Genomic DNA, 11,977 nt, shown 5'->3' with positions numbered 1-11,977 from the left:
CGCGAGGGAGGAGTTTCGCTGGATGGCTGAAGGCGACGACTACGACCTCGATTCCGGACCGGACCCAGCCGATATTGCGGCGAGTACGCCCGAGGACCCCGACGCAGACCGGCCGGTCCACGCCGTCGGGATCGGACCGGGGAACCTCGATTTCCTGACGCCCCGGGGCGAGCAGGCGATCCGCGAAGCCGACGTGGTCGTCGGTTTCGAGACGGTCGTCGATTTCGTCGCCGACCGGACCGATGCGGACCTGCTGACTTGTGGCTACCGGGACGAACTCGACACGCTGGACGCCTTCGCCGAGCGCGTGGCTGCGGGCGAGCGCGGGACTGCGGTCGCGATGGGCGACCCGAACCACTCGGGCTATCAGTTCGTGGGGAAGGTCCAGCGTGCCGTCGACCGTCCGGTTCGTATCGTACCGGGCATCTCCTCGCTTCAGATCGCTGCCAGTCGCGCCCGGACACCGATGGAGGACACGACCTTTGTCACGTTGCACAAGAGCGGCGACCTCTCATCCGATCTCGACCGGCTTCGGAGCGATGTCGGCGACCGTCACCTGCTCGTCCTCCCGCGCCCGTTCGACCTGATGCCCGAGGACATCGCGGCCGAGCTGTTGGCTGCTGGTGGCGACCCCGACCTGCCGGCACTGGCCTACGAGCGGCTCACCCACGACGATGAGGCCCGGACCGCGACGACGCTTGGTGACCTCGCAGAAGATGCCGGCGGTGACAGCAAGGACGACACGCGGTTCTCGGACCTGTCGGTGTTCGTCGTGCGACGAGAGTGACGCGAGTCCCTGCTCCAGTCTTGTTTAGCTAACTCCGGCCGTCTGTCCCTGCCGTCGCCTGTACTCGTTGATCAACCGGAACGCGAGCACGTACCCGATAGCGGCAAACACGACGGCCAGGATGATGTTCCCCGCCCACAGTCGGACCAGCACGTCACCGCCCATCGACATTGACACACCGTCGAAGGACAGCCCGGGTACCGGCCCCAGAATCCGGTTGCCGAGCCAGAAGCTCGTCGCGTACACGCCCCACTTGACCGGCGGATTGAGTATCAGCACCGAGGCAAACAGCGCGACCTTGCTGAGTTGTCTAAACAGGTACGCGAGGACGAGGAAGGCGAGAAACCCAGTGCCAAGCGTCGGTAGTGCGGTGAGAAATACGCCCACGCTGAAGCTCATAGCAACCTCTCGCGGAGAGTGGTCTTCTATCAGCGCGGCCACTAGCTTCTCTTTGATCTGGTCCCGCGTCTGCGCTACTCGTCGGCGAACCATCTACGTGCCAGAATGTACCGTGGGTACAAATCGCTTCCTCTCGTCCGGCAGGTGGTCGGCACTGACGCTGCGACAGCCCTAATCGCCTTCGCCGTCGGTCGCCATCGGTCGGTTTGTCGCGGCCAGCGTCTCCTCGAAGGTCTGCGGTGTGCGTGTGTCGGCCATCGTCCGTGCCGTCTCGACGGCGGTTGCGACGGCTTCGGTGACGAGCGGGTGGTCGTCCAGCGTGTCGGTGTAGGCGAGCCCGCCCCTGTCGAGATCGAGTTTGGTGGGAATCTGTGTCTCGGTCGCGTCGCACGGCGCGAGAAAGAGCGGTACGGCGACGGCGTGGTCGTGGGTGAGGTTGTACCTGACACATTCGACGGCGGGGTTCTGGAGCAGATAGCACGGTTCGACCTCGCCGAAGGCCGAGCGCTCGCGCAGGCGCTCGGCGTGGTATTCCGTCACCTGGCGCTGATACGGCTTGCCGCTGGAGCCGAAGGCGACGAGTGCGACGGAGGAATCGGCGGCCTCCGGGACCGAAGCGGCGGCGCGGTCCCGGAGCGCTTCGGTCAGCAGCGGGCTTCGCCCGACTGGTTCACAGTAGTGCGTCTCGGCGTCGATTTCGTCGAGTGCCGCCGGCACGTCGGTCACCGTGGTGTGGTCGTGTGCGACGGTCATCGGCAGCGCGAACACGCGGTCGGCATCGATGGCTACCAGTTCGTCGCGTAACTCCCGACGGGGTTCGTGGTCGTAGGTCAGGACCGCCACGTCGGTGGCTACTCCGCGCTCGCGCAGACGGCGAGCGTGTGTCTCGTAGGGCGTAGCGCGTGACGTGTCCCGACCGATGAGCAGGAGTGTGTCGTGTGGCATTGGTAGCTCCCAACGCTAAAACAAGCTGAATTGTTTTAGCGAAAGTTGGCTTGCCTGAAGGTTGGCAGGAACCCACTAATACCTTTGGGTCCCCCGTCGTATCGGCTATCGACGACCGTCTGTCAGCGGATTGAAAATCGGATCGTAACGCCGCTCGACTGCAATCCCAGTCGCTCTACGTCGGTCGATGTGTGTCGGCCTCGTAGCCCGTCTCCTCACGGCGAGTTCGATCTAATTATCGCCGGCGTTACCCTGACCGGTGCAGTCGTGATACTTCTCGGAACAATGCTGCGGTAGCACTCGTCTCTCTTCGACCGGTTCGCAACGGCTCTGTTCGGGGCGGAGTAACAACAAAAACGCGAGGGTAGACCTACAGCTCGCTGTCGGGAACGACCACGACCTTCCCGAAGCCCTCGCGATCCTCGATTATTTCGTGTGCCCGCGCGATTTCGCTCATCGGCAGCGTCTCGCGGACTCGTGGCTCCAGCTCCCCTTGCCAGACCAGGTCCAGAACCTCGTCGGCCTGCCCCGGGGTAGCCATCGTCGAGCCGATGACCTGCAACTGGTTCCAGAAGATGCGGTTGATGTCCGTCTCCGGGTTGCCACCGGTCGTCGCACCGCAAGTGACGACGCGGCCGCCCTTGACGAGGCTCTTCAGCGAGTCCTGCCAGGTCTGTGCGCCGATGTGGTCGACGACCATGTCGACCCCGCGGCCGTCGGTCAGGTCCCGAATCTCGTTCGCGAAGTCCGCCTCCTCGTAGTTGATGGTGTGGTCCGCGCCCAGTTCTTCGGCGTAGTCGAGCTTCTCCTGGCTGCTGGCGGTGGCGAACACCTCAGCACCGGCGTGATCGGCGATCTGGACGGCCGCGTGGCCGACGCCGCCGGACGCACCGAGCACCAGTACCGATTCGCCGGCCTTCAGGTCGCCGCGGTCGCGGAGCATCCGCCAGGCGGTCTGGAACACCAGCGGTGACGCGGCGGCCGTCTCCCAGTCGACGCCCTCAGGAACCGGTGTGAGGTTCTCGGCCGGCACGGCGGCGTACTCGCTGTGGACGCCCCGGACGTGCTCGCCGATGATGTGGTAGTCCGGCGCGAGCGTCGGGTCGCCCTTTCGCGTGAACTCGTCGCCCCCGCCGCTCTTGCCGGCGAGGACGGCTACCCGATCGCCCGGTTCGAACCGCGAGACGCCGTCGCCGACCTCGTCGACGACGCCGGCGGCGTCGCTCCCTGGGATGTGTGGCATATCGAGGTCGACGCCGGGGAGGCCGCGCCGGGTCCAGATGTCGAGGTGGTTCAGCGCGGCCGCCTTCACGTCGATGACTACTTCGTCGCGGCCCGGTTCGGGATCGGGAAACTCGCCATACTCGAGCACGTCACGGTCTCCGTGGCTGTCGAACTGAACGGCTTGCATCGTCATCACTTGCCGTGGCTCGGTTATAAACGCCAGCCTCCCGGAGGCTATTCTGGTCGTGATTGATTCAATGAGGGCATTCAATCTGCGCGTGGATTTTCTATACTCTCTCTATCCATCAGATATCCACCTTTATAATATTCGAAATGCACACACTTGGTGAATATATGATTACACTCGCATTTTATGTGCCTAGACATACTGAGTCTGGATATAGAATACGAAAATATCAATATAAAACAGAGATAAACCTCTCATATGGGTGTACTTCTCGGTATTATAGGCTCGTCCGGGGTTGGCGTGTGCTACTCTCAACCATTGCTGGCCCGATGAGGAGCATACTTACCGCTTGAATCCGTTCTCTATGCCACCAATGGCACACACCTCAAACACACCAATCGGCCGCTCTCGGGTCGCTCCGACACGGGACTGTGTGGGTCTTCGCTGCAGGGCAGTGGTGACCGACCGATGAATCTCTCACTTGTTATCGTCGCGACGATGACCGGCATCGCGACCGGCGTCGTGTTCGGACTGCTCGATGTCCCCATTCCGGCCCCGCCGAACCTCGCCGGTGTCATGGGAATCCTCGGAATCCTCGTCGGTTATCGCCTCATCGAGTACTTCGACGTTGGCGTCAGCCTGCTGTCGCTGCTGAAGGTCTGAGCAACAACACGGTCCTTTTCTACCGAATCGCAACACTTCCCGTTCCCAAAACGACGGCGACGGCAGTGACGACACCGCCGCCGTCAGTGGTCTGTGTGCTCGGTCCCGTTGTGGTGGTGAGTGCTTTCGTTCCCGCTGTGGTCGGTCTCGGCTCCCCCGTGGTCGTGGTCACGAGTACGGCGCCCGTGGTACGTGTCGAGCGTCCGTTCGAGCAGCGCGGTTCGCGTCTCGTGGCCCTCGACGACCGGTTCGACCCACCGCGATTCGGTTCGCCAGTAGCCCATCACGTCGCCGGACGGCTCGATTACTTCCGCATCGAGGCCCTCGACCTCCCAGTCGTCCGTGTACGCCTGGATGAACGAGACGACGACCGTCTCGATGCCGGCCGCGAGTTCGTGACTACGCGTGCTCTTCGTGACATATGTCAGCCTGACGCGGCTGTCTTCGACGGTGAGCGAGTCGATATCGACGAACCATTCGCGCAGGTGGGACTCGAATGCGGCGAGTTCGGTGTCGGCAGCACCGCCGGCTTCGTCGTCGCTACCTGCGTGTTCGCCGTCGTGGCTATGTCCCTCGCCGTGGTCGTGACCGTCGTCTGCATGCGTGTGGCCATCCGCCTCGTCGTGATGTGCTCCATCGTCTGCCTCTGCGGGGGTGTCACTTGCCTCGGGTGTTGCCGTCGAGCCGCCGGCTCCGGTGTCGCCTGACTGGCTGTTCTGGGTCCCGCTGAGACTGCTACAGCCGGCGCTGGTCACCGCAGCCAGCGCGAGGGTTCCGAGGAACCCACGCCGACTCCGTCGCTGGCTGGTGCCTGACATGACTCAGGACCTCCGTCGCGTTGCGAGCAGCGCTGCACCGATGAGTGCAAGCAGCGTGACAACGGCAGTGAACCCGGGTCCGGACGCGGCGGTCGTCTCCGACTCCGCGGTTGCAGTGTCATCTGCCGCCGTTGCCGCTGACTCGTCCTCGGTGTCTGGCGCGGCAGTCGCCGTGGCATCGCCGGATTCGCCGTTGCCGTCAGTCCCAGATTCGGCTTGCTGGGCGGCCGAAATCCAGACCGGGCTGGTCAGCGCTCGGTCGCCGTCCTCGTCGACGACGCGGAAGGCGACCCAGGCGTTCCCGTCGATGTCCACGTTGGTGCTCATGGTGTCGTTCGTGCCGTCGAGCGTGACGTTCGAGACGGTCGTGCCGTTCCGGATGACCTCGGCGTAGGCCAGTTCGTCGAGGTTCCGGACTGTTGCCGACGCCTCCACGGACGACCCGGCGGTCGTGTTCACGGTCTCGCCGGGCATCCTATCGTCGACGGTGAACTCGACGGCCGGACCGTACGTCGCGTACGTGTGCCCGTCTTTCACGGACTGGGCCCACTTCTCGGGCGTGACGGGTCCCTCGACGTATGCCCGGGTGCGGGCGCTCCCGTATTTCGCCGGGAAGCACTGCGAACAGTGATCGTCGCTGACACCGGTCGCCGTTATCTCGTAGCCGTTGTTCCAGAGCGTAAACAGCCCCTGAACGCTGGCGGCGTCGGACTCGCCGTACGGGCCGTTGTACGCCTCGATGGCGTCGACCATCGGGAGGTACTCCTCGTGCTGGCCGGGCGCGCTGTCGAGGCTGACAAAGCGGTCACCCGGATGGTTGATCTGGAACACCGTCGCGTTGTGTCGGCTGCGGGACTCCTCGATGAACTCCACGAGAGTCCCGTCGGAATCGACCATCTCCTCGCCGTGCATCGGATAGGGGTTGAAGTGCCCGAGGTCACCGGTGGTGATCTCCTCGCTCCGGACGAACATGATGTCGCGCTCTTGGGCCTGTGACTCCATCGACCCCCAGCCGCCGATAGCGTTGTGGTCAGAAATAAACACCGCGTCGACGCCAGCTGATTTCTGGATAGCGACGAAGTTGTCGATGGGCGTCTTGCCATCGAAGCTGACGCTGCTGTGGGCGTGGGGGTCGATGCCGACCCAGTTGCGTTCGCTGGGATCCAGTTCCTCGGTGAACGTCGCGGTGACGCTGACTGCCTCGCCGGGCGTCACCGAGATGTTCTTCTCGACCGGTTCGGCGATGTAGCCGGTCCCGTGGTTGAACACCAGCGTGTAGTTACCGGGCGGGAGCTGGAACGAGGCCGTGCCGGCCGGCGTTGTTCGGGTGTAGACGGTCTGGACTGCGGTGCCGCCGTCGAGCACCGTAATCCGGGCGTCGGCGGGCTTGACCTCGCCCTCGTCGTCTATCGTCGCGGTGACGTTGACGGGGGCCGGCCCCTCCAGCGAGTCGAAATCGGCGGTGACCGTTTCGCCGCTGCTTACGGTGACGGATTTAGGATTTGACGCCGCGAACCCGCTGGCATCGGCCGTCAGCGTGTACTCGCCGGCGGGGAGTTCGAGTTCGTACGTTCCGGTCTCCGACCCGACAGTGTAGGTGAACGCACGGTCGCCTTTCGAGGCGGTGATTGTGGCCTGTGAGACGGACTCGTCGTCCGTGCTTTCGATGCTGCCGGTCACCGTCCCCGTCTCGGTTCCCTGCTGCTTGTTGTAGTACTCGCTGGTTCCGCTACTTGCGCCGTCCTCGCCGACGAAGAAGGCGAACTCTGCTGACCGCGTTTCGCCGGAATCGAGGCGGTGTTCGAGCCACGGATCAATCCAGGTTGTGGAACCCGTGTACGAGGTAAAGGAGCCGTTCCCGCCCCAGACGCCGTAGCTCACGCGGTCCCCGGTGAGCGCAGCCCAGGGCTGGTCAAGTGTGTCGGCACTCACTGGTGGCGAGCGTGTCTCCTCGATTGCCCCCGAGCCGGGAAGCCAAGTTGACTGCCCCTCGGAACTCAGTGCGGCCCCGCTCTGGAGCCGCTCGGAATCGTTGACCGGGAGGCGCTGGTCACCGCCGTTCTCCATCGTGGTGTTGATCCAGATGTGGCTGGAGTTGGCCGGCAGCGTGTACGTCGTCGTGATAGAGACGTTCGGATTCGTACTGACGTGACCGGTCGCGGTGACGACTGCTGCGCCGCTCGGCCCGGTTGCGTTCTGGCGCTCGAAGGACTCGTAAACGGGCCACGTCCCGAAGTTGTTGAACGCGAACTCGGCGACGCCGATCTGGTCGGTCGTCAGCCCATACGCGTTAGCGTCGTAGATACCGCCCGGCAAGGTACCGAAGGGACCGTTCGTTTCGGTGCCGATGGCGGCGGCGACTTCGCTGTTTTTCAGGACGATCGTCTCGTTCGCCGGCGTCTCACCGCCCTTGACTCGCTCGCCGGTGACGGCGACCGGCCTGTCCGGTCGCTCGACGTGGCCCGACGAGGCCAGCCACTTCACCGTCCGGAAGAGGAACGGCCGCGTATCGGTCTGTTGGTGCTCGGCCTGCCACTCATCGGTGAGATACGTCGTGAGCGACTTCTGACTGCCGAAGGCGACGACGCGGCCGTTGTCACCGATATCCCACGTCGCGGCTGCACCGACGATGCGCTCGCCACGAGGGTACTCTTTCTCTGTCGTGGAGTAGGTGTACTCGTAGGTGTCGCTGTCACCGTACAGCAACGGGGCCTGCGTCCCGTTTTCGGTATCGGTCACGTTGAGACTGACGCCGTCGTACTCAACGGTGTCCACGTTGTTCATTATCGGATGCTGGCCCGTGTTGTGGAGCACAACTCGCCACTCGTAGTCTTCGACTGTCTTGTTGGTCGGGTCCTGAATGTTCCGGAGCCACGTGTCGCTCTCGCCGTTGAAGTGGAGCCCGTACGGGTCGGTGATGTCGTTGAGCTTGCCGGCGTGACCCTGCAGCGGCGAGGTCCAGTCCCCGACGACGAACAGGCTGCCGCCGTTTCTGACGTAGTCGTCGATTGCCTCCTGTTCGGCCTCGCTATAGGCCGTCTGGGGAACGGGAATAACGACAACGTCGTAGTCCGACAGCCCGTTCGCGGCTGAACCGTTCCACGAAGTCAGCCCGCCGGTCGTCGACCGTTTTGTATCGACGTCGTACCCGCGTTCGCTGAGTCGGTTTGCGAACTTCGTAAACGTCGAGCCCTGATGGCTCCCGTCGATCAACACGTCGACGCCGGCACCACTGTTGTTGAGATCGACCGAATCGTCAGGAACTGGACAACTACTGTCCAGCTGACAGGTCGCCCCACCAGCCGAGGCCGTCTGTGTTGCTGTCTGACTGTTCGTCGTTGCCAGCTCGTTTCGCTCGTTCGGTGCAGCAGCGGCGCTTCCGAGGAAGCCGGTACTGACAACCGACAAAACGAGTAGTACGCTGAGTAGTACTGGTCGTATATGATTTCTACCCATCACTTTCTGGACGGTATTGTGACTATATAGTTAACATTTATGATGGACACACTGTGTCCGGATACTGACTGTTGTCTGTAACGAATGCCCGACTTCGCCCCGTCTCTGCGAACCGTGGCCCGACCCTCGACTCTGGGGCTGGGCCTACTCTTAGCTGTCCCCTGCAATCATACCACTTGGCCGGTATAAGACGACGCTGACGGACACACCTGATCTGTCGGCCACACATTCCGACACACTGATTGTGATTGGATGATGTCCCGACAGATTGCCCACAGAACACTGCCGGTCTGTCTACAGCGATGTTCGTGTCACAACCGGTACGTACCAGCTTTTAAGACCCGATGGGCGGAACTTCGGAGGTATGTCACGCAAAGTCTTCTTCGATACGGATCCTGGCTGCGACGATGCGGTCATGCTGGCGATGGCGCTCGGTCACGATACGGTCGACGTTGTCGGTCTCTCGACTGTCTGCGGGAACACGACTATCGAGAACACGACGCGAAACGCCCACGCGATACTGGGTCTCGGTGGCTACGACGTTCCGGTGTTCCGGGGCTGTGGTCGCCCGCTCGTCGACGATCTCACCACCGCCGAGTGGATCCACGGCGAGAACGGGCTCCACGGCGACATCCCCGACGCCGACGGCGACACGCGGGACATCCACGGGGCCGACGCAATCGTCGAAGCCGCCCACGAGTACGGGGACGAACTGACGATTGCGGCCGTCGGTCCGCTTCCGAACTTGGCACTCGCACTGGCAAAGGAACCCCGTCTGCCCGATCTCGTTGACGATATCTATCTCATGGGTGGTGCGGCGATGACGACTGGGAACGTGACGCCGATGGCCGAGGCCAACTTCCACAACGACCCTGCGGCGGCCAGCCGCGTCCTGCAGGACGCCAGCACGCGGATGGTCGGTCTGGATGTGACCAACCGCGCCACCGTTTCCAGTGAGTTCATCGAGGAATTTCGCACAGCTGGTGGCGCCCGTGGGACCGTCGCCGAGTGGCTCGACTACCGGCCCGACTCCGGAACCTACCCGCTGGCCGACGCGCCAGCTATCCACGACGCTGCTGTCGTCGCCGATATCATCGACGACTCGGTGCTCACCTTCGAGGAGTACTACCTCGAGGTCGACACGACCGGCGGCCCCTGCCACGGGGCCGTCATCTGCGACGAGCACGGCACGACCGACAACGAGCCAAACAGCGAGGTGGCCGTCGATATCGACGTGGACCGCTACCGCGAGGTTCTCGAAACCGGCGTCAGAGCGTACGTGGCAGAATGATTCGAACCCTCACTCTTTGACAGGTACTTGCGGCGCTATTCGTAGACGTGGACGCTCCCGGTAGTGTTGTCCTCGATGTAGTCCCAGTCGTACTCCACACCCAGGCCGGGACCGTCGGGAACGCCGACCGTTCCATCGTCATCGACCGCGTCCATCAGATCGGAGTAGCCGCCCTCGTACACTGGCGGCTGGGTGTTCTGGCAGTCCGGGTGGACCAGCGCCATCTCGTAGTAGTTGGAGTTGCGGCAGGCGGCGATACAGTGCCGCTGAGCGGGACCGGGCGCGTGGAACTCTACGTCCAGTCCGAACGCCTCGGCCATGCGGGCCACCTTGATCGCGCCGGTGATGCCCGCGTCGTACTCGGGGTCGGCCCGCAGGAAGTCGGTTGCCTCGCTGGCGGCGAAGTCTGACTTGATTTCCAGTCCGCGGATGTGCTCGGTCTGGAGAATCGGCGTGTCGAGCTTCTGTGCCAGCTTCTTGTGGGCGTGCTGTGAGATACCGCCGTCGCGGAACGGGTCCTCGTACCAGAAGAAGCCCTGCTCGTCGAGCGCTCGGCCCAGTTCCAGCGCGTCAGCGAACGTCTCCAGTTCGCAGGCCGGATCGTGCATCAGGTCCATCTCGTCGCCGACTGCTTCGCCGACAGCGTGGACTGCCTCGACCTCGCGGTCGAGACTCCGGGCGTCGTCGCCGCCGCCCCAGCCGTGAATCTTGAAGCCGCCGAAGCCTTCATCGCGGCACTCCTCGGCGAAGTCGGCGAAGGCCTCGGGCGAGTCCAGCCCGCCCGCGTCGTCGCCGTGATAGGTCGACGCATAGGCGGGGATGCGCTCGCGATAGGTCCCCAGTAGTTCGTGAATCGGCGCGTCGTAGTACTTGCCGGCGAAGTCCCACAGCGCGATGTCGATGGGGCCGATGCCCATCCGGTCGTACTTCCGGAGCGCACGCTTGCATTCGGACCAGTGCTTCTCGCGTTTCAGCGGGTCCTTGCCGATGAGGTACTGTGAGACGATGTTGTACTGTGCGGCTGCCGGCGAGTTGCCGCCCACGTACTCGCCCGTGATTCCCTCGTCAGTATGGATCTGGACGCCGAATAGTTTCCGCGTGGTTGTCTCGCCCGGCGCATAGACCAGATTGAAGCCGTGCTTGTCGGTCCCCACGTCCTCTAAGGGATATTCGAACTCCCGGCTTTCGATCTTTGTTATCGTTGGCGACATTTGTCTGACGTTCTGAGGTTGGGATATTAAAGCTATCCCGCGGCAAACGAACGACAGCAAACGCCGGGTGGCTGTTTGAACCCCTATCCGCTTCATCAAACAAAAGGCAGGGCGGAAACGGCGACGGTATCAGCCGTCGCCGAGCGCGCCGATACGCCGAACCCCAGGTTCGCCCAGCCGAACCGAACAGCCGATATACAGCGGTTCGATTACTCGCGGATACTCGAAAGACACCGCGTGCTCGTGAAGCACCTTCGGGTCGCCGGCTTCGCCCTGCCACATGTCGTGATGCGAGGGGAGCAACCGGGATAGCTGGAGCTGGTTCGCGGCCTCGATGATCTCGTTTTCGTCCATATACCACTTCGTTCTGACACCGGAGTCGGGGTCTGGCTCGTAGATGGAGCCGACGGTGCCGAACGCTAGCGCGCCTACATCGATGTCGAACCGTTCGCCGACATCGACAAACGCGTCGGCGGGCCGGCTGTCGCCGGCGTGGAAGAACGTCCCGGCGTCGTGCTCGATGACGTACCCAACCGGTTCGATAGCGTCGGGGTCGTTCGTCCCAGTAACGTGGACGGTGAAATCGCCGACAGTGAACTCGTCACCGACAGCGATTTGATTGCGCTGCCCGTCGGGCACCCGTATCTCACCGTCGTAGTCCGGGGAGTCATACGATGCTGACGGGGCATACAGGTCCGCGCCGAGGTCCTCGACCAGCGGGCCGTACGACGGCGGATGCATATGGTCGATGTGCTCGTGTGTGACGAGCGTGGCATCGCACTCGGTCGCGTCGGCGGGGTCCATCGGTACCGGAATCATCCGGATGAGGTTCGGCGGGTCGCCAGTCCCGAAGTACGGGTCGATGTACAGCGTCGTCGACTGCGAGCGGAGCACGAAACCGTTACAGCCGAGATACCAGATGACGACCCCGTCACCAGGGTCTGTCGCTTCTATCTCGTCGCGGACGAACCAGTCGTCCCATGTTGATTGAACCAT

Annotated in this window: 10 protein-coding genes; 3 read left to right on the top strand and 7 right to left on the bottom strand. The window is 63.2% G+C overall.

Annotation, left to right across the window (positions count from 1 at the left end):
• Window positions 1-22 precede the first annotated feature (22 nt).
• The gene (locus tag C444_RS16290) at window positions 23-787 is read left to right on the top strand and encodes a cobalt-precorrin-7 (C(5))-methyltransferase (protein ID WP_004594112.1); all 765 of its coding nucleotides are present in this window, start codon (window positions 23-25) and stop codon (window positions 785-787) included.
• A 24-nt stretch (window positions 788-811) separates the two neighbouring features.
• Here C444_RS16290 and C444_RS16285 read toward each other — a convergent pair whose 3' ends face one another.
• The 3 genes from C444_RS16285 to C444_RS16275 form a co-directional block, all read right to left on the bottom strand.
• Window positions 812-1,279 (bottom strand): DUF2062 domain-containing protein, encoded by a 468-nt coding sequence (locus C444_RS16285; protein ID WP_004594111.1) that lies wholly within the window; start codon window positions 1,277-1,279, stop codon window positions 812-814.
• 78 nt (window positions 1,280-1,357) lie between these two features.
• Complete coding sequence (locus C444_RS16280; RefSeq protein ID WP_004594110.1) at window positions 1,358-2,131, bottom strand: CbiX/SirB N-terminal domain-containing protein; 774 nt, start codon at window positions 2,129-2,131, stop codon at window positions 1,358-1,360.
• 370 nt (window positions 2,132-2,501) lie between these two features.
• On the bottom strand, window positions 2,502-3,542 hold the full coding sequence (locus tag C444_RS16275) for a zinc-binding dehydrogenase (protein WP_004594109.1): 1,041 nt from the start codon (window positions 3,540-3,542) through the stop codon (window positions 2,502-2,504).
• Between the two features lie 468 nt (window positions 3,543-4,010).
• Between C444_RS16275 and C444_RS16270 the strand changes: the two genes are divergently transcribed.
• On the top strand, window positions 4,011-4,205 hold the full coding sequence (locus C444_RS16270; protein ID WP_004594108.1) for a XapX domain-containing protein: 195 nt from the start codon (window positions 4,011-4,013) through the stop codon (window positions 4,203-4,205).
• An 83-nt stretch (window positions 4,206-4,288) separates the two neighbouring features.
• On the opposite strand, the gene C444_RS16265 is transcribed toward C444_RS16270, so the two are convergent.
• Window positions 4,289-5,023 carry a hypothetical protein gene (locus C444_RS16265; protein ID WP_004594107.1) on the bottom strand — a complete coding sequence of 245 codons (735 nt, stop codon included), beginning with the start codon at window positions 5,021-5,023 and terminating at the stop codon, window positions 4,289-4,291.
• A 3-nt stretch (window positions 5,024-5,026) separates the two neighbouring features.
• Window positions 5,027-8,479 (bottom strand): CehA/McbA family metallohydrolase, encoded by a 3,453-nt coding sequence (locus tag C444_RS16260; RefSeq protein ID WP_049909561.1) that lies wholly within the window; start codon window positions 8,477-8,479, stop codon window positions 5,027-5,029.
• A gap of 364 nt (window positions 8,480-8,843) precedes the next feature.
• Here C444_RS16260 and C444_RS16255 point away from each other — a divergent pair, with 364 nt between their 5' ends.
• Window positions 8,844-9,770 carry a nucleoside hydrolase gene (locus C444_RS16255; protein ID WP_004594105.1) on the top strand — a complete coding sequence of 309 codons (927 nt, stop codon included), beginning with the start codon at window positions 8,844-8,846 and terminating at the stop codon, window positions 9,768-9,770.
• Window positions 9,771-9,805: 35 nt separating this feature from the next.
• Here C444_RS16255 and C444_RS16250 read toward each other — a convergent pair whose 3' ends face one another.
• Together C444_RS16250 and C444_RS16245 are read right to left on the bottom strand one after the other, a co-directional pair.
• Complete coding sequence (locus C444_RS16250; RefSeq protein ID WP_004594104.1) at window positions 9,806-10,981, bottom strand: mandelate racemase family protein; 1,176 nt, start codon at window positions 10,979-10,981, stop codon at window positions 9,806-9,808.
• A gap of 129 nt (window positions 10,982-11,110) precedes the next feature.
• Window positions 11,111-11,977, bottom strand: coding sequence for an MBL fold metallo-hydrolase (locus C444_RS16245; RefSeq protein ID WP_004594103.1), 867 nt, complete (start codon window positions 11,975-11,977; stop codon window positions 11,111-11,113).

This window comes from Haloarcula japonica DSM 6131 (genome assembly GCF_000336635.1).
GTDB lineage: Archaea > Halobacteriota > Halobacteria > Halobacteriales > Haloarculaceae > Haloarcula > Haloarcula japonica.
Note: the sequence above shows the minus strand (reverse complement) of the source record. Positions and strands in the feature narration are given on the sequence as shown.